This is a genomic window from Nitrosospira sp. NpAV, assembly GCF_000832065.1.
Classification (GTDB): domain Bacteria; phylum Pseudomonadota; class Gammaproteobacteria; order Burkholderiales; family Nitrosomonadaceae; genus Nitrosospira.
In genome coordinates this window covers 1-18,819 of record NZ_JXQM01000028.1, presented here as the reverse complement: position 1 = coordinate 18,819, position 18,819 = coordinate 1, and the positions used below count along the sequence as shown (strand labels likewise).

Sequence of the window (18,819 nt, the reverse complement as noted above, 5' to 3'; positions counted from 1 at the left end):
ACAACCCCGTAAAGACTATCCCCGAAGATGCGCCAAGTCAAGCAGTTTGTCTGCCTCAAAGCGGGGAAACACTTGCCAGACAGTCCGCCCGGTTCTTGTTTTAGGTGCAAGTAAACTTACTCCCGCCTTCACCCGCTTTTGGGCGACGGTATTGTAGTACATATCTATCTCTCAGAAAGGTTATTTTTATTGGAAATATAGCTGCTCCCTTGATCCTGGGCTGCGCGGAGGTCATCCCAGGGCCGTTTACCTTCTTTGCCAGAAACGCAAATGCCGCATATGCTGCTATTTGAGTATACTAATCCAGTGGCCAGAAACAGCTGCAATCTGTCTACCGACGTGATCCCGAGATGCCGTTCGATCTGTTCATCTTGGAATTGATGATCCTGAACCAGTCGGTGAATGGGAGTAAAATGTACGATTTCTGGGTACAAACCTAGGTGCAACGACGCGGAATAGTCATTCCATTCCAGACCCGTTACGTATAACACGATCACGTATCGCAAGAACTACGCAATCCATCCCGTAACGAACTCACTCAAAAAGTGAGAATCAGGTGACGCAAGGGCTTTATGCATCATAGCGCTAGACTGACGAATGAACAGTCAACTGCCGGGTTTAAGACGATTCAAGAGCCCGCCTTCCCAACCTATCGGGGCCGTTTTGCTCCATCTCCCACCGGACCGCTGCATTTTGGTTCTCTTGTTGCTGCGGTGGCTAGCTATCTGGAAGCAAAGTCCCGCAACGGCGAATGGCTGGTCCGAATCGAAAATCTGGATCCATCACGCGAGATTCCCGGGGCTTCAAAAGAAATTCTGAACGCGCTTGAAATATTCGGAATGGAATGGGATGGTGAGGTGATCTACCAAAACCGGCGAAGTGAAGCCTATCAGGCCGCGCTCACTCTACTCAAAAGTCGAAATTTGATTTACCCGTGCGCCTGCAGCCGCAAAGAAATTGCCGATTCCAGCATCATCGGTATAGATGGTCCAGTTTATCCCGGCACTTGCCGTGGCAATTTACCTGATACCGCGCGCGCTCGAGCGTTGCGAGTGCGAACCGGCAATAACCTGATTGAAATTAAGGATGAGTTGCGAGGCCTGATCCGGCAACGGCTGGAAAGTGATATTGGCGATTTCATACTGCGCCGGGCTGACGGTGTCTTTGCTTATCAATTGGCGGTGGTGGTGGACGACGCCGAGCAGGGCGTTACCCATGTGGTGCGCGGCAAGGATTTACTAAACTCAACACCTCGCCAGGTCCATTTGCAACAACTGCTGGGTTATTCCACTCCGGCGTATATGCATCTGCCGGTGGTAGTCAACACTCAAGGCGAGAAACTCAGCAAGCAAACTCGCGCCACGCCTGTCGCGCCCGTGGACCCTGTATCGCAATTGATAAAGGCGGTGCGGTTCCTTGGTCAGGAACCGCCGGCCGAGTTAATCGAAAGCAATATCGTCTCATTTTGGGAATGGGCAAGGAAAAATTGGAAATCGGAACTGATTCCCTGATTATTCATGCTACGCTGCTCTCGCTGACTGCTTTCATCCTTAGATTAAGGCAGCATAGCTTTCATTTATTGCGAATGCATAAAATGAAGATATTCAATTTTAGAAAAAGGAACTACCGGAACTGATCTGGTATCCGCGAAGGAGGAGTCGTGGCTTTCCTGCCATTTTATATATCCAGGCACAAGCAGCTCAAGATAGTGATTGTAGGGGGGGGTTACGCCGGAATCGCAGCCCTGGTGACCTTTTTGCGCTACATGCCGGATGTCGATATTACTATTGTCGACCCGCGGTCTCATCACCTCAAGATCACCCATTTGCATGAAACTTTCCGATATCCGTTGCAGGATTTTTTGATACCATTTTCGGCTCTGGAGCGCCGTTTTGGTTGCCGCCACGTCTGCGCCATGTTAAGTCCGCAAGAAGAAACGCTGCGGCAATGGCAAAATGATAAGTTCCTCGTCGTCAACGGGGAAATACTGGAATTTGATTACGTTCTGGTCACTTCGGGTTCCGCGGTAGCGAAGATGGATAAAGCGGAAAATGTTTTCGATCTGGATGATTTCATGGCTATTCCAGGCTCCAAGTTGCTAAGTAATCGGCTGGATACGAGCAAAAAGGACGAGCAATTCATTTCCGTAATAGGGGGGGGCGCCACCGGCATCCAGTTTCTCTTTGAAATTGCGCATTTCCTTCGGCGCCAAAAGATTGAAGGCAAGCTACGTTTGATCCATGGGATGGATCGTGTACTCAACCAGTTTACCGCTGGTTTTTCCGCCTATGCTGAGGCACGCATGTCTGATCTGGATATTGATTTCCATCCCAATACGTATTATTACGGACAAGAAGGAGACAGCATATTTCTGGAAACAAATGGAACCGGCCAGAAATTTAGTTTGCCTTCCACAATATCGCTTCTATTCCTTGGCAAGAAAACTGAAACTCTTTTTTTCACCAATGTCTTCGGGCAAGTTATGGTGGAACGCAAACCACTGCAGAATATCTTTGCCGCCGGGGATTGCTCCGTTTATCAATCCTTGGGCTCCGATACGCTGACAGCACAATCAGCGGTACGGAAAGGAAAGCTGGCAGCGAGAAATATTTTGCGCCACTCAGGTTCCTTCAAATTACTTGAACCATATCTGCATCGTGATTTGGGTTACGTCATCAGCCTGGGACCGGCTGATGCGGTAGGCTGGCTGGCACTGGAAGGTAACGTGGTCGGTGGCATGCCAGCACTGATGATTAAGGAGCTGGTGGAAGCTCAATATGATTTATTGCTGACAGGAATCGATACGTACCTGATTTGAACCCGGATAGCCCCTTAGGCGGCCTCCGGGAATACCCGAAGTTTGCTCGTCCTGACGGATTATCCGGGTTGAATAAAAGGCATCTAAAAACCTGGTTTGCAAATATCCATTTTGAGTTTGACGATATCTACGAGGTTTGCAAGGCCCATGCATGCAGCAGGCAGCCGGTAATCCATGCCTTATTCAGCTACGCGCTAGAATCGATGATACAACCATCCCCTGCCGAGACCATCTCTTGATTATGTATTCGTAATATTCCTGATTTCTCTTTGCGTTGTAGGCGCTGGCTAGAGCCTTTCCCAAATCACTCAGGAGGACGTGGCCCAGATCCAGTTGGTTGTTTGCTGCATGAGGAAATTGTATTTTTGTCGGCTTGCCAAAATAGAACAAACGGGTATGCTTACCGAATTTCCTTTTCACATATCCGGCCGACTCCAAAGATATCAATCCAATGGCTTTCAGACGTTGCAATGCCGGTAGATTGATTCCATGCTTGGTATAGATTTCATTATCTATCTCATATATCAAAGGTAGCGGCTCTCCCTGAACCCATACAAACTGACAAAGGGACGTGAAAAGCTCGATATCCTTCTTATCAAGGATACTCGCATCGAACCCTCTACCGGGTAGCGCCCCGGAATCGGAACCAGAATCACTCAATGCGCCACTCCACCGTAGAGCGGGTTAAATTATGCTTGATTTCGCCGGCGGGTGAAAATATATATTCAGAACTTATGACCTCGACGAACAAGCTCTTGCTCCAGATTATCGAGAAAACTTATATTTTTCTTATACTGCTTATCACCCTTATACCATGAAAAACACGCAAGAGTGCCGAGCACGGTCAAGAGGATATTCGAGATGGTCGGGCCGCCAAAGAAAATATCGGTGAGTCCCGTGAGAAGCGCAAAGGCACCCATAAATCCCGTCCAATTCAAGAATTTATTTCCCCAAGTTGGCGCCTCGCGTTGGATACGCCACGCCTGAAGCTTCTCCCGTACAGAAGTAATTTCTTCGTTGCTCCAATTTGTTAGATCCATCAGAATGGTCTCAGCTAGAATAGAAAATGAGATATTAACTCATATTCAATAATGGACCCAAATGGCCCGGAACGCTTTTAGGATCCTGATGCCAAGCCGGGAAACAGGTGAAGTGACGAATTGATTTACAAATTCAAGTTTGACTGAACTAATTGCAGATAACCCAAGCTTACCCGAATGGCAACAGTCAGCTTGCGGCCAACCTGTATCGCCATCATCCCGCTTCTAATGCATCATTGGACTGTCGCCTCCATGAATTATAAGCCCATTAGGCATAAAAAAGCCGGGATTCCCGGCTTTTTGCTTTCGTGACATACCAGCAATTTTTTATGCATCCGTCTTTTCTACCGCAGGCTTCTCCACCGGCTCCGGACGATCCAATAATTCTACTAGCGCCATTGGCGCATTATCACCATTGCGGAAGCCAAATTTAAGAATACGCAAGTAACCGCCATTGCGTGTCTGATAACGGGGACCCAGTTCGGCAAACAATTTACCCACCATATCGCGATCGCGCAGACGATTAAATGCCAAGCGCCGATTAGCTAATGACGGTTTTTTGCCGAGTGTTATCATCGGTTCGATAACGCGCCGCAACTCTTTTGCCTTAGGCAGCGTAGTCTTGATAACTTCATGCCGCAACAACGAATTGGTCATGTTACGCAGCATCGCCAGACGATGGCTGCTGGTACGATTTAGTTTTCGGAGTCCATTATGGTGCCGCATGACTTGTTTCCTTTTTGCTTTTCTCAAGATTGGCAGGAGGCCAGCTTTCCAATTTCATTCCCAGCGTTAATCCACGCGAAGCCAGTACTTCTTTAATTTCATTGAGCGACTTTCTGCCCAAGTTAGGAGTCTTCAGCAATTCTGTCTCCGTGCGTTGAATCAAATCGCCAATGTAGTAGATGTTTTCGGCTTTGAGGCAATTGGCGGACCGGACAGTAAGCTCAAGATCGTCCACGGGGCGCAGCAACACCGGATCAATCTGCGGCAGCTTAGGCTGCTCCACTGGCAATGGCGTGCCTTTGAGATCAGCAAATACCGAAAGCTGCTCGACCAGAACTTTTGCGGCATAACGAATTGCTTCCTCGGGATCAACCACCCCATTGGTCTCGATATCCATAACAAGTTTGTCGAGATCGGTACGCTGTTCCACGCGCGCACTCTCCACCGCATAACTTACGCGCCTTACCGGACTGAAGGACGCATCCAGCAAAATACTTCCGATAGTGCGGTTCTCACTTGCTTGTTGCCGGACCGTTCCCGGCACATAACCGCGCCCTAGCTCCACTTTGATTTGCATGTCCAGTTTTCCACCGGCGGTAAGATGCGCAACGACATGCTCCGGATTAATAATCTCCACGTCGTGTCCAGCCTCGATATCGCCCGCGGTTACTGTTCCTTCACCCTTCTTTTTTAGAATCAAAACAGCCTCGGTGCGGTTATGCAGCTTGAGGACGATCCCTTTTAGATTAAGCAGAATATCAACTACATCTTCCTGCACACCATCAAGTGCTGAATATTCATGCACTACCCCACTGATCTGAACCTCGGTCGGTGCGAATCCCGGCATGGAAGACAGCAAAATACGGCGTAACGCGTTCCCTAAAGTATGTCCATAGCCACGTTCGAACGGTTCCATGGTGACTTTGGCATGCAGCGGCGAAAAATTCTGAACGTCAATAATGCGTGGCGTAAGAAAAGTGTTACTTGGCATAGCTTGGTCCTTTTGCGGAAAGCTTGGCAGTTGATTATTTGGAATACAATTCAATAACTAACGATTCATTGATGCTTGATGGCAAATCCGACCGCTCAGGCTTGGTCTTGAATGTTCCCTTCATGGCCTTGACATCCATCTCTATCCATTCCGGAAAGTTGCGCTGCTCGGCGGCTTCTACCGCAGCTTTGATACGTAAATGGCTTTTCGCTTTCTCCGCAACCTCGACCACGTCACCGGGTTTCACCTGATAGGAAGGAATGTTGACTCTCCGCCCGTTTACCAGTATCCCGTTATGACGTACGATCTGGCGCGCCTCTGAACGCGATGCACCAAAACCCATACGGTATGAAACCGTGTCCAGGCGGCATTCCAGCAGCTGCAGCAAATTCTCGCCAGTAATACCCCGTTGCTGATCGGCCAGCTCATAATTATTGCGAAACTGGCGCTCCAGTATTCCGTATATACGACGCAATTTCTGTTTCTCGCGCAGCTGCACTCCATAATCGGATAGCCGGCCACCTTTCTGACCATGTTGACCCGGAGCATAGTTCCGGCGCTCGATGGCACATTTGTCGGTGAAACACTTCTCACCCTTCAGGAATAATTTTTCTCCTTCACGGCGGCATTGGCGACATTTTGGATCAAGATTTCTGGCCACGGTCCACTCCTTAAATACGGCGTTTCTTCGGCGGCCGGCATCCATTATGTGGAACCGGTGTCACATCCGAAATACTGGTGATTTTGAAGCCTGCCGCATTCAACGCCCGCACTGCGGATTCGCGCCCAGGGCCAGGACCTTTGATACGCACTTCTAGATTCTTCACTCCGCATTCCTGCGCGACTTTACTCGCTTGTTCGGCAGCCACCTGAGCAGCAAACGGAGTGCTTTTGCGCGACCCCTTAAAACCCGCTCCCCCTGAAGTCGCCCATGACAAGGCATTGCCCTGACGGTCGGTAATAGTGACGATGGTGTTATTAAATGAGGCATGAACGTGAGCAATACCTTCCGCTACGTTTTTCTTGACCTTCTTGCGTACCCGCGTGGCTGCTTTTACCATGTAGTTATCCCTTTGCGCTACGGTTCAATTGGCTATCGAATATTATTTATTTTCCTGCTGCCTTCGCGCTGGATGAACGGACCGCCTTCCGCGGCCCCTTGCGGGTTCTGGCATTTGTACGGGTACGCTGGCCGCGCACAGGCAAACCACGACGGTGCCGCAATCCCCTATAACACCCCAGATCCATCAAACGTTTGATGTTCATGGAAATCTCGCGTCGCAAGTCACCTTCCACGGCAAACTTGGCGACTCGATCTCGCAGTTTATCCATTTGTGCGTCGGTGATATCCTTGATCTTGGTCGATGTAGCGATTCCGACTGCCGCGCAAATCTCACGCGCCCTGGCGCGCCCGATACCATAAATCGAGGTCAATGCGATCTCGGCATGCTGATGGTTCGGAATATTGACTCCAGCGATACGGGCCATACATTTTTCCTACAAAAAATTAGAATTATGACATTTGCGGCATTTACGATCCGCCTAACCCTGGCGCTGCTTATGCCGCGGATCCGTACAGATAACCCGCACCACGCGGTTGCGACGAATAATTTTGCAGTTACGGCAAATTTTCTTAACTGATGCCAATACTTTCATGCGTGTCTCCTTTCCGACTATTTGGCGCGAAACGTGATTCGCGCCCTACTTAAATCATATGGCGTCAGATCTACCGTTACTTTATCCCCCGGCAAAATCCGGATGTAATGCATGCGCATTTTGCCGGAAATATGTCCCAGCACCACATGCCCATTTTCCAGCTTGACACGGAACGTCGCGTTGGGCAATGTTTCCAGTATCTCACCTTGCATTTGTATCGTTTCTTCCTTTGCCATCCTATCCTTAAATACAACCAATTATCGTGCCGGTAGCCCGCCGCCACCCTTGAAATTCGTTTTCTTCAACAAACTCTCGTATTGGTGCGACATGATGTAAGCCTGTACCTGCGCCATAAAATCCATGGTTACCACGACAATAATCAGCAAAGAAGTCCCGCCAAAATAAAACGGTACATTCCATTTCAAAATCAGAAACTCCGGCAGCAGGCATACCAGCGTCACATAAATCGCCCCTGCCAAGGTAAGCCGCAGCATGATACGTTCGATATAACGCGCAGTCTGTTCACCCGGACGAATACCAGGGATGAACGCACCGCTTTTTTTCAGGTTCTCCGCAGTTTCTCTAGGGTTAAATACCAACGCGGTATAAAAGAAACAGAAAAATATGATCATTGCCGCATACATGATTACATAGATGGGTTGACCTGGAGACAACGCACCGCTCATGTCCTTCAACCAACTCATGGATTCGCCAGTGGCAAACCATCCCGCTAATGTGGCAGGAAATAATATGATACTGGAAGCAAAAATGGGTGGAATCACACCCGCCATATTAAGCTTCAGCGGGAGATGGGAACTCTGACCACCATAAACTTTACGGCCCACCTGACGTTTTGCGTAATTCACCAGTATTTTGCGCTGACCGCGTTCGACAAAGACTACAAAGGCCGTGACAACCGTTGCCGCCAGAAAGATTCCCAGTGCCACCAGGAAATGCATTGCGCCGGTTCTCACCAATTCGAGTGTGCCGCCGATCGCGCTTGGAAGTCCAGCAGCGATGCCGGCAAAAATAATCAGTGATATGCCGTTACCGATTCCGCGTTCGGTAATCTGCTCACCCAGCCACATCAGAAATATAGTGCCGGTGACCAGCGTGATCACCGTCGTTAACAAGAACATCGGTCCAGGCTCAATCACCAATCCAGCTTGGGATTGCAACGCGATGGATATGCCGTAACCCTGTACCAAAGCCAATCCCAATGTGCCATAACGAGTATATTGAGTAATCTTTCTGCGTCCGGATTCACCCTCTTTTTTCAGCGCCTCCAGATAAGGAAACGCCACCGTGCCCAACTGCATGATGATCGAGGCCGAAATATACGGCATGATCCCCAAGGCAAAAATTGAAAAGCGGGAAAGTGCACCCCCGGAAAACATATTGAACATGCCGAGAATGCCGCCTTGCTGCGACTCGAACAGATCCTTCAATACCACGGGATCAATACCCGGTACCGGGACATGCGCGCCGATGCGATAAACAACCAGCGCAAGCAGCAAAAACCATAGACGACGTTTCAAGTCGCCGAGTTTCCCCGAAAGTCCTCGCAGGGATTCGTTAGCGGCCAATCTTTGTCCTCTTGAACTTACTCAACACTGCCGCCAGCAGCTTCAATCGCCGCTTTCGCGCCCTTGGTCACCGCAATGCCGTGCAATTTTACGGTGCGTTCGATTGTTCCAGAAAGTATGACTTTAGCGGTCAGTGTAGAGCCCGGAATAATCCCGGCTTGCTTTAATGTCAGAATATCTATGGTATCACCCGATAACTTGCTCAAGGCTGACAATCGCACTTCCGCTACACTTTTTTTCGTGAGAGAGACAAACCCCCGCTTGGGTAAACGGCGTTGCAGGGGCATTTGCCCACCTTCAAAACCCACTTTGTGAAAGCCGCCCGCGCGTGACTTCTGTCCCTTGTGCCCACGCCCGGCAGTCTTACCAAGACCCGAGCCTATGCCACGTCCTACGCGCCGGCCGGAATGTTTGGCGCCAGCCGCCGGTTTAATGGAATTCAGCCGCATCTATGCCTCACTCTTGACTAGGTAATAAATGTTCTTGATCATACCTCGCACCGCTGGAGTATCTTCCAGCTCGGCGGTACTGTTAATCCGTCGCAACCCCAATCCTCGCGCCGTTGCACGATGTGACTGCTTGGTACCGATCAGACTCTTGATCAACGTTACCTTAATTGTTTTTCCGGTCTTCGTCATTTCGACGGCCCCATGATGTCTTCCACGCTCTTGCCACGTTTCGCCGCAATTTCCGCCGGAGTGTTCATTGCTTGCAAACCATTCAGCGTAGCGCGTACCACGTTATAAGGATTGGTTGAACCGATACACTTTGCCAGAATATTGTGTATACCCATCACTTCAAATATTGCACGCATCGGACCGCCAGCGATAATGCCGGTTCCTTCCGAGGCGGGCTGCATATAGACGGAAGCGGCACCATGCCTGCCAATAACCGGATGGTGCAGCGTGCCATTCTTGAGATCTACCCGGATCATCTTGCGGCGCGCCTCATCCATCGCTTTCTGCACCGCTACGGGCACTTCACGGGATTTACCCTTGCCCATGCCAACGGCGCCATCTCCATTTCCAACCACGGTCAGCGCGGCAAAACCCAGGATACGTCCACCTTTGACCACTTTAGTGACGCGATTGATCGCCACCATTTTCTCTTTAAGACCATCGCCACGATCGTCACCCTGAGGTACTTTTCCTTGCATTCTTCCCTGCATCTTAGCCATTATTTATCTATTCCTCGCTCAGAATTTAAGGCCATGCTCACGAGCCGCCTCGGCCAACGCTTTAACGCGCCCATGGTATTTAAAACCCGACCGATCGAACGCAACCGTTTCGATGCCCAGGCCTTTGGCCTTTTCTGCGACTCGTTTGCCTACTGCTGCCGCCGCGGCAACCGTACCCCCATTGGAAAGCTCTTTCCGCAGATCCGGTTCCAAGGTGGATGCGCTGGTCAACACCTTGCCACCCACGCCATCTATCAACTGGACATAAATATGGCAATTGCTGCGGTGCACCGCCAGGCGCACCACCTTCAATTCAGCAATCTTGGCGCGGGTACGGCGCGCGCGGCGCAGACGGGATTTTATCGGATTGGACATATCTAACCCCAGTTATTTTTTCTTGGTTTCTTTCATCACAATGACTTCATCCACGTAGCGGACGCCCTTGCCTTTATAAGGTTCCGGCCTGCGATACGCGCGTATTTCCGCCGCCACTTGGCCAACCTGCTGCTTATCAATACCTTTGATAAGAATCTCCGTCTGGCTTGGTGTTTCCGCTTTTACACCGGCAGGCATTTTATGGACAACCGGATGAGAAAATCCCAAGGTCAGGTTAAGAACCTCCCCCGCCGCCTGGGCTCGATAGCCGACGCCCACCAACAGCAGCTTTTTTTCAAAACCTTTGGTCACCCCATGAACCATATTAGCCAGCAGCGCGCGCATTGTACCGGACATTGCATTTGCCTGCTTGGACTCGTTGGAAGCTTTTATGAGCAAGTTATCGCCCTCACGCTCAATGGCAATATCCGGAACAAGTTGACGCCGCAGCGCGCCCAGCGGACCTTTCACCAATACCTCGGAAGCTGATAAGGTTACTTCAACATTGACCGGAACTGGCACCGGATTTTTACCCACTCGAGACATTTTCTACGCCCTTTAACCCTTTAAGCCCTTAGGCCACTATGCATAACACTTCGCCACCGACGCCACTGGCGCGCGCCTTTCGTTCAGTCATTACACCCTTGGAAGTCGAGACTATTGCCACACCCAGACCATTCATCACATTCGGGAGCTTGTTGGTGGCCTTATAAATCCGTAAACCGGGGCGGCTCACCCTCTCGATTTTTTCAATTACCGGCCGACCCGCATAATATTTCAGACTGATATCCAATATCGGCTTCCCGTTTGCTTCATGAACCGCAAAGTCCTCAACGTAGCCTTCATCCTTTAATACCTGCGCAATAGCAGCTTTCAGCTTTGAGGCAGGCATCGCAACCGAGGTCTTTTCAGAAAGCTGCGCATTACGTATGCGCGTCAACATATCGGCAATGGGGTCACTCATACTCATCTAAAGGCACCTCTGGCAATCCAATTTCTGGAACAAGCTAACACGCAATTTTTGGGAACACCCATATTAATCCTATCGAACCCGCTCTCTGAACCATAAACGGGTTTCAGTCAGTATTTGAAATCTTCAAGTGCACCCATGGCCATATTTTCTATTACCAGCTGGCCTTTGTCATACCTGGGATCTCGCCATTCATGGCGATATCGCGAAGTTTGCTGCGGCCCAAACCAAACTTGCTATATACGCCGCGAGAGCGGCCGGTCAGGGCACAACGATTACGCAATCGTACCGGACTGGCGTTCCGCGGCAGCATCTGCAGCTTGATCCTGGCAGAATGCCGCTCCTCTTCACTCATCTTCGCATCATTAATGATAACGAATAATTCGGCACGCTTTGCCGCAAATTTCTTCACGGTCTCACGGCGTTTCAGGTCGCGGTTAATGACAGATACTTTGGCCATTCTGCTCTCTCAATTTTTAAATGGAAATTTAAACGCAGCCAGCAACGCCTTGGCTTCTGCATCCGTTTTCGCGGTGGTTGTGATCGTAATATTCATTCCACGCAGGGCATCGATTTTGTCATATTCGATTTCCGGGAAAATAATCTGTTCCTTTATCCCCATGTTGTAATTCCCGCGTCCATCAAACGCCTTGCCGGAAATGCCACGAAAATCACGGATGCGCGGAATCGCCACGCTAATCAATCGATCGAGAAATTCATACATGCGGACACGCCGTAACGTCACCATGCAGCCGACCGGATAACCATCACGTACCTTAAAAGTAGCGATCGATTTTTTTGCCTTCGTCACCACCGGTCTTTGCCCCGCGATCTTTTTCATATCACTTACGGCGTTGTCCATAATTTTCTTATCGGCAACCGCCTCGCCTACCCCCATGTTCAGGGTAATCTTTCGAATACGCGGTACTTCCATCACAGACTTGTAATCGAATTGCTGCATCAGCTGTTTCACTACTGCATCGCGATAATATTCTTGCAAACGAGCCATACCCCCCCCATTACCCCTTAGACGTCAAGCAGTTCGCCATTCGATCTAAAATAACGTACTTTGCGCTTGTCTTCCAGGACCTTGATTCCAACACGATCGGCCTTCTGCGTAGCAGGATTAAAAATTGCTACATTTGAAATCTGAATGGGTTTCTCCATTTCAACGATTCCACCGGTCGTTCCTTTGTTCGGATTGGGTCGTTGATGCTTCTTGACCTTGTTGGCTCCCTCGACCACCACCAAATCGGCACTGACAACGCGCAATACCGTACCGCGCTTACCTTTATCCTTACCGGTGATGATAATTACGTCATCTCCCTTCTTTATTTTTTGCATGCTGGTTCCTTGTCGGGCACTTACAGAACTTCTGGTGCAAGCGAAACGATTTTCATGAAGCGCGCATTCCGCAACTCACGCGTCACCGGGCCAAAAATACGCGTGCCAATGGGTTCCAGCTTGGTATTCAGCAGCACTGCGGCATTCTGGTCGAATCTAATCAGCGATCCGTCAGTACGCCGCACTCCCTTGGCGGTACGTACCACCACGGCATTATATATCTCGCCTTTCTTGACGCGACCCCGGGGCGCCGCGTCCTTGATGCTGACTTTTATAACATCACCAATGCCGGCATAGCGCCGCTTAGAGCCGCCCAACACTTTGATACACATAATTGAACGCGCGCCAGTATTATCGGCGACCTGCAGAATCGATTGCATTTGGATCATTATTTACTCACTCTCTCCAACTTTTCCACCCCGAATCTCAAGGCGCGGATAGTATTGGAACCCGTTCGGGTTGTAGCGCCGCCAAACTGATCGGCGGCGAAAATTAAGGATCTGAAAACCAGAAGATCAAAAACGTTAAATTATACGACTATCTCTTCAGGAGTACAAGCATATCAGGAATCCATGGCCTGACTCCCCCGAGACACTAAATAGTGATAGCCTTCTCCATCAGTTTGATTGCACGCCAGGCTTTTGTTTTGGAAAGGGGCCGGCATTCTTCGATGATCACTGTATCGCCGGCATGAAACTCGTTATGTTCATCGTGAACATGGTATTTTTTCGACCGGATCATAATCTTGCCATAGAGCGGATGCTTTACTTTCCGTTCAACCAGTACGGTAATGGTCTTGTTCATCTTATCACTCACTACTTTTCCGGTGAGAGTGCGGCTTAAATTGGTTTCGCTCATGACTGCTTCGCTTTCTGGCTAAGAATAGTTCTTGTGCGCGCGATATCTCGGCGTACATTACGCAATTGATTGGTATTGCCCAATTGCTGGGTGGCGTGTTGCATGCGCAGGCCAAATTGCGCCTTCAGCAGTTCCAGTAATTCCTGCTGCAATTGCTCAGGATTCTTGGCCCGAAGCTCGTTGATTTTTGCTTTCATATTAACCGCCTACTTGTCGAATAACAAATGTGGTTTGAATTGGCAGCTTGGCGGCAGCTAGACGGAATGCCTGACGCGCCAGAACTTCGTCAACCCCATCCATTTCATACAACATCTTACCGGGTTGAATTTCCGCCACAAAATACTCCGGATTTCCCTTGCCATTACCCATCCGCACTTCAGCCGGTTTATGAGAAATTGGCTTGTCTGGAAAAATACGAATCCAAATACGTCCACCGCGTTTAATATGACGGGTCATCGCGCGCCGGGCGGCTTCAATCTGCCGCGCAGTCAAACGACCGCGACCAATCGCCTTTAACCCATATTCACCGAAACTGACCTTGGCACCGCGTGTCGCAACCCCTTTATTGCGGCCTTTCTGTTGCTTGCGGTATTTCGTTCTAGCTGGCTGCTGCATTTTTCGCTCCTGGCTTTACTGTCTTTCTGGCCGCAGTCTTGGTAGCAGTTTCATCAGCTGCGTTATCGGATTTCTTATCTCCGCTCTTTTCGCCAATCCCGATTTCAGTTCTCACTTCAGCTCCGCCAGCCGGCTTTGATCCCGCCGCGACCTTGGCTGGGCTTGAAGCCGGTCTTCTGGCCGGGCGTTTTTTTTCCGGTTCTCCAGCGGGAATGGGGGGCTGCGCAGAGACCGCCATGGATTGCTCATTTCGACCTATCACTTCACCCTTGAACACCCATACCTTAATTCCAATTACTCCATAAGTAGTCTTGGCTTCCGAAGTACCATAATCCAGATCAGCACGTAAAGTGTGGAGCGGTACACGGCCTTCGCGATACCATTCGGTGCGGGCAATTTCGATACCATTCAATCGCCCGGCGCTCATGATTTTGATGCCTTGCGCGCCCAGTCGCATTGCATTCTGCATGGCACGTTTCATGGCACGGCGAAACATGATGCGTTTTTCCAATTGCTGCGCGATGTTATCGGCGATGAGCTGTGCGTCAATTTCGGGCTTGCGGATTTCTTCGATGTTTACATGCACCGGAACACCCATGAGTTTTTGCAGTGCTCCACGCAAAACCTCGATGTCTTCACCTTTCTTGCCAATAACAATACCGGGGCGTGAGCTGTAAATAGTAATACGTGCATTCTTGGACGGCCGTTCGATAACTACGCGGCCCACTGATGCATGCGCCAATTTCTTTTTGAGATAGTCCCGTACCTTGATATCTTCGTTCAACATACCGGGAAATTTTTTACCATTGGCATACCATTTCGACGACCAGTTTTTTAACACCGAGAGCCGGAAACCTGTTGGATGTATTTTTTGTCCCATAATGGCTTCGTAAATCCCTATTTTTTGGCGGCGATTTTATCGCCGACCGTAAGAAAAATATGACAAGTTGGCTTGACAATTCGATTACCGCGCCCTTTGGCGCGAGCGCTGGTGCGCATCATGGATGGTCCACGATCAACATATATGGTCGACACCTTTAGTTCGTCGATGTCGGCACCATCATTATGCTCCGCATTGGCAATGGCCGATTCCAGCAATTTCCGGATAATGAATGCGCCCTTCTTCGGGCTAAAGGCAAGCAGATTGAGCGCCCGATCGACCGGCAGACCCCGAATCTGGTCGGCTACAAGGCGGCCCTTCTGTTCGGACAGTCTGACTCCGCGCAATACAGCAGTTGTTTGCATGTTAATCTCCTATTTCTTCGATCCAGCCGCTGCTTTCTTGTCGCCCGAATGTCCCTTGAAGGTGCGGGTATGGGAAAATTCCCCAAGTTTATGTCCGACCATATTCTCTGTAACATATACTGGAACATGCTGCTTGCCATTATGTACAGCGATGGTCAAACCAATAAAATCAGGAAGGACGGTGGAGCGGCGCGACCACGTTTTGATCGGACGCTTATCATTGCTTGCACGCGCATTCTCGACCTTGCTCATCAGATGCAAGTCAACAAATGGCCCTTTTTTAACAGAACGTGCCATGATTCATTACCCCTTGTTTGAATAACGCCGACGTACGATCATACCATCGGTGCGCTTGTTGGTCCGCGTACGAAAACCCTTGGCGGGTGTTCCCCATGGACTGACCGGATGGCGACCAGCGGCGGTCCTGCCCTCACCGCCCCCATGCGGATGGTCTATGGGATTCATCACTACACCGCGCACAGTCGGTCGAATACCGCGCCAGCGTTGTGCGCCTGCTTTACCGATCGAACGCAGGTTATGCTCTTCGTTGCCAACCTCGCCAATGGTGGCGCGGCAGTTTACATGCACTTTGCGGATTTCTCCGGAACGCAGGCGCAGTTGGGCGTAATCACCTTCACGCGCAAGAAGTTGCACGGAGGTACCCGCCGAGCGAGCCAATTGTGCACCTTTGCCGGGCATCATTTCTACACAGTGTATGGTGCTCCCCACCGGGATATTGCGTAACGGCAACGCATTACCATTCTTGATCGGCGCATCCACACCGCTCATCAGTTGCATTCCGCTGACAACCCCTTTGGGCGCGATAATGTACCGGCGCTCGCCATCCGCATAGCAAAGCAGTGCCAAGTTAGCGCTGCGATTGGGATCGTATTCCAGCCGCTCGATCCTGGCAACGATACCATCCTTGTTACGGCGGAAATCTATCATCCGATAGTGCTGCTTATGGCCCCCTCCCATATGGCGGGTAGTGATATGACCTTTGCTGTTGCGCCCCGCAGTATGATTTTGCTTCTCCACTAGCCGGGCGTAGGGCGCGCCCTTGTGCAAGTCGGGATTGACGACCTTGATTACCGCGCGACGACCGGGTGAAGTCGGCTTAACTTTAACGAGCGCCATTACTTCGCCTCCCCTTGTGCAATTTCAGAGAAATTGATTTCCTGACCGGACTTGATACCGACATAAGCCTTCTTCCAGTTGCTACGGCGCCCCATGAAACGGCCAAAGCGCTTCTCCTTTCCCTTGACGTTGGCCACCTGTACGCTTTCCACTTCGATGTTCTGAGCTTTCCACATCAATTCGACAGCGGCTTTTATCTCGGCCTTAGTAGCATCTGGTATCACACGAAAAATGACCTGATTATGCTTCTCAGCAATATAGGTAGCCTTTTCCGAGATCTGGGGTGCCAGTATTACCTGCATCAGGCGTTCTGGATTAAATGTTTGCGCACTCATGCCAGCAACTCCTCAATTTTTGTCAACGCGCCACGAGTTATCAATACGGAGGCAAAGCGCATGAGACTGACTGGATCGGCATGGCCCGCTTCCACCACCAGCACACGCGGCAAATTACGAGATGAAAGATAGAGATTCTCATCCACGCTATCGGTAATGATCATCACTTCATTCAATCCCATGTCTTTCAGTTTCCGGGCTAGGATGTTGGTTTTTGGCGCCTCTACGGTAAAATTCTCCACTACCGACAAACGATCCTCACGCACAAGCTGTGACAGGATGGCGCCAATACCGGCACGATACATCTTGCGATTGACCTTATGGCTAAAATTCTCTTCGGGGCTATTGGGGAAAATCTTGCCGCCACCACGCCATAACGGACTGGAGGCCATCCCGCCACGCGCACGGCCCGTACCTTTTTGCCGCCACGGTTTGCGAGTGGACTTGGCGACATCCGATCGTCCTTTTTGAGCGCGATTAGCGCTGCGGGCATTGGCGAGATAAGCCGTAACCACCTGATGCACCAAGGCTTCATTATACTCGCGGCCAAAGAGGGTGTCGGAAGCAGAAACGCTCGCAGCTGACTGGCCATCGTCGTTAATAAGTTTAAGTTCCATTATGCACCCGCCTTCTTGGCACCCTTCGTACCCGCTTTCGGGCCTGCACCGGCATCAGCCTTGATGGCAGGCTTTGTGCTGATACGGGCAATCTTCACACTCGGATGCACTACCACGTCGCCCCCTCTCGACCCAGGGATGGCACCCTTGATGAGCAACAGACCCCGCTCGGCATCCACCCGCAGCACTTCCAGGTTCTGAGTGGTACGCCGCACGCTTCCCAAGTGACCAGACATGCGTTTGCCCGGGAATACACGGCCGGGATCCTGTGCCATGCCGATGGATCCGGGAACATTGTGTGATTTTGAATTGCCGTGACTGGCTCGGTTTGACGAGAACCCGTGGCGTTTGATCACCCCCGCATAACCCTTGCCAATCGAGGTACCGGTCACATCCACTCGCTGTCCGACTTGGAAGATGTTCAAACCAATAACCGCACCGGGTTTAAGATCGACGAGCGCTTCCTGCGTCACGCGGAATTCCTTGAGGATATGACCCGCCTCCACCGCAGCCTTGGCGAAATGCCCCGCTGCCGGCTTGTTGACGCGACTAGCGCGGCGTTTTCCGAACGTCACCTGCACTGCGGAATAGCCATCCGTGTCGGGGGTTTTAATTTGCGTGACACGATTATTGGACACGTCAAGCACCGTAACCGGCTGGCTATCGCCATCGTCGGTAAAAATGCGAGTCATGCCAACCTTGCGGCCGACAAGTCCTAAGCTCATTTTAATTACCCTTTCTCAAAGGTGCCGATTACAATTGACCGGCAGTTTATAGTTATTCCAAATCTGACGTTTAAGCGTTTTATTTAGCAAATCCGCGAAACATCCAGATCCAGAACTTACAACTTTATTTCTACGTCCACACCTGCGGGTAAATCCAGTTTCATCAAGGCATCCACCGTCTTGTCGGTGGGATCCATAATGTCCATCAAGCGCAGGTGGGTTCGGATTTCGAACTGATCACGCGAAGTCTTGTTAACATGAGGAGAACGCAGTACATCGAAACGCTCAATGCGGGTGGGCAGCGGTACGGGGCCCTTGACCACCGCACCGGTACGTTTGGCGGTTTCAACGATCTCCATCGCGGACTTGTCTATCAATCGGTAATCAAACGCTTTCAAGCGAATACGTATTTTCTGGCTTTGCATAGTCAAACCTCAGGTTGAGGATTCGGATTCCGAATTAGCGATTCAATGCTTGGCACTAAATCTTAAACCCTATCCTTGATCCTGTTATCACTCAATAATCTTTGCCACCACGCCCGCACCGACGGTTCTTCCGCCCTCGCGAATGGCAAAACGCAGACCTTCTTCCATGGCAATCGGCG

General features: G+C 50.5%; 33 protein-coding genes and 1 pseudogene. 2 read left to right on the top strand and 32 right to left on the bottom strand.

The window, feature by feature from the left end:
• Positions 1–572: 572 nt before the first annotated feature.
• On the top strand, positions 573–1,511 hold the full coding sequence (gene gluQRS / locus SQ11_RS14495) for a tRNA glutamyl-Q(34) synthetase GluQRS (RefSeq protein ID WP_084226900.1): 939 nt from the start codon (positions 573–575) through the stop codon (positions 1,509–1,511).
• Between the two features lie 149 nt (positions 1,512–1,660).
• Positions 1,661–2,818 (top strand): NAD(P)/FAD-dependent oxidoreductase, encoded by a 1,158-nt coding sequence (locus SQ11_RS14490; RefSeq protein ID WP_041514907.1) that lies wholly within the window; start codon positions 1,661–1,663, stop codon positions 2,816–2,818.
• Between the two features lie 183 nt (positions 2,819–3,001).
• On the opposite strand, the gene SQ11_RS14485 is transcribed toward SQ11_RS14490, so the two are convergent.
• The 32 genes and pseudogenes from SQ11_RS14485 to SQ11_RS16930 all read right to left on the bottom strand — a co-directional run.
• Positions 3,002–3,346: a DUF2806 domain-containing protein gene (locus SQ11_RS14485; protein ID WP_269746057.1), complete on the bottom strand. Its 345-nt coding sequence runs from the start codon at positions 3,344–3,346 to the stop codon at positions 3,002–3,004.
• Between the two features lie 197 nt (positions 3,347–3,543).
• Positions 3,544–3,858 carry a hypothetical protein gene (locus SQ11_RS14480; protein ID WP_041514905.1) on the bottom strand — a complete coding sequence of 105 codons (315 nt, stop codon included), beginning with the start codon at positions 3,856–3,858 and terminating at the stop codon, positions 3,544–3,546.
• Between the two features lie 327 nt (positions 3,859–4,185).
• Positions 4,186–4,584: a 50S ribosomal protein L17 gene (gene rplQ / locus SQ11_RS14475; RefSeq protein WP_041514904.1), complete on the bottom strand. Its 399-nt coding sequence runs from the start codon at positions 4,582–4,584 to the stop codon at positions 4,186–4,188.
• Positions 4,571–5,575 (bottom strand): DNA-directed RNA polymerase subunit alpha, encoded by a 1,005-nt coding sequence (gene rpoA, locus SQ11_RS14470; protein WP_041514903.1) that lies wholly within the window; start codon positions 5,573–5,575, stop codon positions 4,571–4,573. Before rpoA ends, rplQ begins: the two co-directional genes overlap by 14 nt.
• Before the next feature lie 34 nt (positions 5,576–5,609).
• Positions 5,610–6,236 (bottom strand): 30S ribosomal protein S4, encoded by a 627-nt coding sequence (rpsD, locus tag SQ11_RS14465; protein ID WP_041514909.1) that lies wholly within the window; start codon positions 6,234–6,236, stop codon positions 5,610–5,612.
• A gap of 10 nt (positions 6,237–6,246) precedes the next feature.
• On the bottom strand, positions 6,247–6,636 hold the full coding sequence (rpsK, locus tag SQ11_RS14460) for a 30S ribosomal protein S11 (RefSeq protein WP_004181016.1): 390 nt from the start codon (positions 6,634–6,636) through the stop codon (positions 6,247–6,249).
• 46 nt (positions 6,637–6,682) lie between these two features.
• Positions 6,683–7,063 (bottom strand): 30S ribosomal protein S13, encoded by a 381-nt coding sequence (rpsM, locus tag SQ11_RS14455; RefSeq protein ID WP_041514902.1) that lies wholly within the window; start codon positions 7,061–7,063, stop codon positions 6,683–6,685.
• 54 nt (positions 7,064–7,117) lie between these two features.
• Positions 7,118–7,231, bottom strand: coding sequence for a 50S ribosomal protein L36 (gene rpmJ / locus SQ11_RS16935; RefSeq protein ID WP_074633734.1), 114 nt, complete (start codon positions 7,229–7,231; stop codon positions 7,118–7,120).
• Positions 7,232–7,248: 17 nt separating this feature from the next.
• Positions 7,249–7,467, bottom strand: a complete 219-nt coding sequence (gene infA, locus SQ11_RS14450; protein WP_004181006.1) for a translation initiation factor IF-1 — start codon at positions 7,465–7,467, stop codon at positions 7,249–7,251.
• Between the two features lie 21 nt (positions 7,468–7,488).
• Complete coding sequence (secY, locus tag SQ11_RS14445; RefSeq protein ID WP_041514901.1) at positions 7,489–8,817, bottom strand: preprotein translocase subunit SecY; 1,329 nt, start codon at positions 8,815–8,817, stop codon at positions 7,489–7,491.
• 17 nt (positions 8,818–8,834) lie between these two features.
• Positions 8,835–9,266, bottom strand: a complete 432-nt coding sequence (rplO, locus tag SQ11_RS14440; protein ID WP_041514900.1) for a 50S ribosomal protein L15 — start codon at positions 9,264–9,266, stop codon at positions 8,835–8,837.
• Positions 9,267–9,455 carry a 50S ribosomal protein L30 gene (gene rpmD / locus SQ11_RS14435; protein ID WP_041514899.1) on the bottom strand — a complete coding sequence of 63 codons (189 nt, stop codon included), beginning with the start codon at positions 9,453–9,455 and terminating at the stop codon, positions 9,267–9,269.
• Positions 9,452–9,994 carry a 30S ribosomal protein S5 gene (gene rpsE / locus SQ11_RS14430; protein ID WP_041514898.1) on the bottom strand — a complete coding sequence of 181 codons (543 nt, stop codon included), beginning with the start codon at positions 9,992–9,994 and terminating at the stop codon, positions 9,452–9,454. Before rpsE ends, rpmD begins: the two co-directional genes overlap by 4 nt.
• Positions 9,995–10,012: 18 nt before the next feature.
• Entirely contained in the window at positions 10,013–10,369 is a 357-nt protein-coding gene (gene rplR, locus SQ11_RS14425) for a 50S ribosomal protein L18 (protein ID WP_041514897.1), read from the bottom strand.
• Positions 10,370–10,381: 12 nt separating this feature from the next.
• A complete protein-coding gene (gene rplF / locus SQ11_RS14420) occupies positions 10,382–10,915 on the bottom strand; it encodes a 50S ribosomal protein L6 (RefSeq protein WP_041514896.1) in 534 nt (177 codons plus the stop codon).
• Positions 10,916–10,943: 28 nt separating this feature from the next.
• Positions 10,944–11,339, bottom strand: a complete 396-nt coding sequence (rpsH, locus tag SQ11_RS14415) for a 30S ribosomal protein S8 (RefSeq protein ID WP_041514895.1) — start codon at positions 11,337–11,339, stop codon at positions 10,944–10,946.
• Between the two features lie 154 nt (positions 11,340–11,493).
• Positions 11,494–11,799, bottom strand: a complete 306-nt coding sequence (rpsN, locus tag SQ11_RS14410; RefSeq protein ID WP_041514894.1) for a 30S ribosomal protein S14 — start codon at positions 11,797–11,799, stop codon at positions 11,494–11,496.
• A gap of 9 nt (positions 11,800–11,808) precedes the next feature.
• Positions 11,809–12,348 (bottom strand): 50S ribosomal protein L5, encoded by a 540-nt coding sequence (gene rplE, locus SQ11_RS14405; RefSeq protein ID WP_041514893.1) that lies wholly within the window; start codon positions 12,346–12,348, stop codon positions 11,809–11,811.
• A 17-nt stretch (positions 12,349–12,365) separates the two neighbouring features.
• Positions 12,366–12,683 carry a 50S ribosomal protein L24 gene (rplX, locus tag SQ11_RS14400; protein WP_041514892.1) on the bottom strand — a complete coding sequence of 106 codons (318 nt, stop codon included), beginning with the start codon at positions 12,681–12,683 and terminating at the stop codon, positions 12,366–12,368.
• A gap of 20 nt (positions 12,684–12,703) precedes the next feature.
• Positions 12,704–13,072 (bottom strand): 50S ribosomal protein L14, encoded by a 369-nt coding sequence (gene rplN, locus SQ11_RS14395; protein ID WP_041514891.1) that lies wholly within the window; start codon positions 13,070–13,072, stop codon positions 12,704–12,706.
• 205 nt (positions 13,073–13,277) lie between these two features.
• Positions 13,278–13,541: a 30S ribosomal protein S17 gene (rpsQ, locus tag SQ11_RS14390; protein WP_041514890.1), complete on the bottom strand. Its 264-nt coding sequence runs from the start codon at positions 13,539–13,541 to the stop codon at positions 13,278–13,280.
• Positions 13,538–13,738 carry a 50S ribosomal protein L29 gene (gene rpmC / locus SQ11_RS14385; protein ID WP_041514889.1) on the bottom strand — a complete coding sequence of 67 codons (201 nt, stop codon included), beginning with the start codon at positions 13,736–13,738 and terminating at the stop codon, positions 13,538–13,540. Before rpmC ends, rpsQ begins: the two co-directional genes overlap by 4 nt.
• Position 13,739: 1 nt before the next feature.
• Positions 13,740–14,156, bottom strand: a complete 417-nt coding sequence (rplP, locus tag SQ11_RS14380; protein WP_041514888.1) for a 50S ribosomal protein L16 — start codon at positions 14,154–14,156, stop codon at positions 13,740–13,742.
• The gene (rpsC, locus tag SQ11_RS14375; protein ID WP_041514887.1) at positions 14,140–15,036 is read right to left on the bottom strand and encodes a 30S ribosomal protein S3; all 897 of its coding nucleotides are present in this window, start codon (positions 15,034–15,036) and stop codon (positions 14,140–14,142) included. Before rpsC ends, rplP begins: the two co-directional genes overlap by 17 nt.
• Positions 15,037–15,053: 17 nt before the next feature.
• A complete protein-coding gene (gene rplV / locus SQ11_RS14370) occupies positions 15,054–15,401 on the bottom strand; it encodes a 50S ribosomal protein L22 (RefSeq protein WP_041514886.1) in 348 nt (115 codons plus the stop codon).
• 9 nt (positions 15,402–15,410) lie between these two features.
• A complete protein-coding gene (gene rpsS, locus SQ11_RS14365; protein WP_041514885.1) occupies positions 15,411–15,698 on the bottom strand; it encodes a 30S ribosomal protein S19 in 288 nt (95 codons plus the stop codon).
• Positions 15,699–15,704: 6 nt separating this feature from the next.
• Positions 15,705–16,538 (bottom strand): 50S ribosomal protein L2, encoded by an 834-nt coding sequence (gene rplB, locus SQ11_RS14360; protein ID WP_041514884.1) that lies wholly within the window; start codon positions 16,536–16,538, stop codon positions 15,705–15,707.
• Entirely contained in the window at positions 16,538–16,873 is a 336-nt protein-coding gene (gene rplW / locus SQ11_RS14355) for a 50S ribosomal protein L23 (protein WP_041514883.1), read from the bottom strand. Before rplW ends, rplB begins: the two co-directional genes overlap by 1 nt.
• Positions 16,870–17,490 (bottom strand): 50S ribosomal protein L4, encoded by a 621-nt coding sequence (rplD, locus tag SQ11_RS14350; protein WP_041514882.1) that lies wholly within the window; start codon positions 17,488–17,490, stop codon positions 16,870–16,872. Before rplD ends, rplW begins: the two co-directional genes overlap by 4 nt.
• Entirely contained in the window at positions 17,490–18,215 is a 726-nt protein-coding gene (gene rplC / locus SQ11_RS14345) for a 50S ribosomal protein L3 (RefSeq protein ID WP_041514881.1), read from the bottom strand. The genes rplD and rplC overlap by 1 nt, the downstream gene beginning before the upstream one ends.
• Positions 18,216–18,331: 116 nt before the next feature.
• Entirely contained in the window at positions 18,332–18,640 is a 309-nt protein-coding gene (gene rpsJ, locus SQ11_RS14340) for a 30S ribosomal protein S10 (RefSeq protein ID WP_004180980.1), read from the bottom strand.
• A gap of 87 nt (positions 18,641–18,727) precedes the next feature.
• Positions 18,728–18,819, bottom strand: a pseudogene (locus SQ11_RS16930) (elongation factor Tu); the annotation flags it as partial.

What these genes read in the sequence shown, in the direction of transcription:
- rplF (WP_041514896.1), bottom strand. Translation starts at nt 10,915, where the DNA reads ATGTCTCGAGTGGGTAAAAATCCGGTGCCAGTTCCGGTCAATGTTGAA.
- rpmC (WP_041514889.1), bottom strand. Translation starts at nt 13,738, where the DNA reads ATGAAAGCAAAAATCAACGAGCTTCGGGCCAAGAATCCTGAGCAATTG.
- gluQRS (WP_084226900.1), top strand. Translation starts at nt 573, where the DNA reads ATGCATCATAGCGCTAGACTGACGAATGAACAGTCAACTGCCGGGTTT.
- infA (WP_004181006.1), bottom strand. Translation starts at nt 7,467, where the DNA reads ATGGCAAAGGAAGAAACGATACAAATGCAAGGTGAGATACTGGAAACA.
- rpsM (WP_041514902.1), bottom strand. Translation starts at nt 7,063, where the DNA reads ATGGCCCGTATCGCTGGAGTCAATATTCCGAACCATCAGCATGCCGAG.
- rpmD (WP_041514899.1), bottom strand. Translation starts at nt 9,455, where the DNA reads ATGACGAAGACCGGAAAAACAATTAAGGTAACGTTGATCAAGAGTCTG.
- SQ11_RS14480 (WP_041514905.1), bottom strand. Translation starts at nt 3,858, where the DNA reads ATGGATCTAACAAATTGGAGCAACGAAGAAATTACTTCTGTACGGGAG.
- rplP (WP_041514888.1), bottom strand. Translation starts at nt 14,156, where the DNA reads ATGCAGCAGCCAGCTAGAACGAAATACCGCAAGCAACAGAAAGGCCGC.
- rplV (WP_041514886.1), bottom strand. Translation starts at nt 15,401, where the DNA reads ATGCAAACAACTGCTGTATTGCGCGGAGTCAGACTGTCCGAACAGAAG.
- rpsK (WP_004181016.1), bottom strand. Translation starts at nt 6,636, where the DNA reads ATGGTAAAAGCAGCCACGCGGGTACGCAAGAAGGTCAAGAAAAACGTA.
- rpsS (WP_041514885.1), bottom strand. Translation starts at nt 15,698, where the DNA reads ATGGCACGTTCTGTTAAAAAAGGGCCATTTGTTGACTTGCATCTGATG.
- rplB (WP_041514884.1), bottom strand. Translation starts at nt 16,538, where the DNA reads ATGGCGCTCGTTAAAGTTAAGCCGACTTCACCCGGTCGTCGCGCGGTA.
- rplN (WP_041514891.1), bottom strand. Translation starts at nt 13,072, where the DNA reads ATGATCCAAATGCAATCGATTCTGCAGGTCGCCGATAATACTGGCGCG.
- rpsQ (WP_041514890.1), bottom strand. Translation starts at nt 13,541, where the DNA reads ATGAGCGAAACCAATTTAAGCCGCACTCTCACCGGAAAAGTAGTGAGT.
- rplW (WP_041514883.1), bottom strand. Translation starts at nt 16,873, where the DNA reads ATGAGTGCGCAAACATTTAATCCAGAACGCCTGATGCAGGTAATACTG.
- rplC (WP_041514881.1), bottom strand. Translation starts at nt 18,215, where the DNA reads ATGAGCTTAGGACTTGTCGGCCGCAAGGTTGGCATGACTCGCATTTTT.
- rplQ (WP_041514904.1), bottom strand. Translation starts at nt 4,584, where the DNA reads ATGCGGCACCATAATGGACTCCGAAAACTAAATCGTACCAGCAGCCAT.
- rpsE (WP_041514898.1), bottom strand. Translation starts at nt 9,994, where the DNA reads ATGGCTAAGATGCAGGGAAGAATGCAAGGAAAAGTACCTCAGGGTGAC.
- rplX (WP_041514892.1), bottom strand. Translation starts at nt 12,683, where the DNA reads ATGCAAAAAATAAAGAAGGGAGATGACGTAATTATCATCACCGGTAAG.
- rpsJ (WP_004180980.1), bottom strand. Translation starts at nt 18,640, where the DNA reads ATGCAAAGCCAGAAAATACGTATTCGCTTGAAAGCGTTTGATTACCGA.
- rpsC (WP_041514887.1), bottom strand. Translation starts at nt 15,036, where the DNA reads ATGGGACAAAAAATACATCCAACAGGTTTCCGGCTCTCGGTGTTAAAA.
- rpmJ (WP_074633734.1), bottom strand. Translation starts at nt 7,231, where the DNA reads ATGAAAGTATTGGCATCAGTTAAGAAAATTTGCCGTAACTGCAAAATT.
- rplE (WP_041514893.1), bottom strand. Translation starts at nt 12,348, where the DNA reads ATGGCTCGTTTGCAAGAATATTATCGCGATGCAGTAGTGAAACAGCTG.
- rpsN (WP_041514894.1), bottom strand. Translation starts at nt 11,799, where the DNA reads ATGGCCAAAGTATCTGTCATTAACCGCGACCTGAAACGCCGTGAGACC.
- rplR (WP_041514897.1), bottom strand. Translation starts at nt 10,369, where the DNA reads ATGTCCAATCCGATAAAATCCCGTCTGCGCCGCGCGCGCCGTACCCGC.
- rplO (WP_041514900.1), bottom strand. Translation starts at nt 9,266, where the DNA reads ATGCGGCTGAATTCCATTAAACCGGCGGCTGGCGCCAAACATTCCGGC.
- rpoA (WP_041514903.1), bottom strand. Translation starts at nt 5,575, where the DNA reads ATGCCAAGTAACACTTTTCTTACGCCACGCATTATTGACGTTCAGAAT.
- rplD (WP_041514882.1), bottom strand. Translation starts at nt 17,490, where the DNA reads ATGGAACTTAAACTTATTAACGACGATGGCCAGTCAGCTGCGAGCGTT.
- rpsH (WP_041514895.1), bottom strand. Translation starts at nt 11,339, where the DNA reads ATGAGTATGAGTGACCCCATTGCCGATATGTTGACGCGCATACGTAAT.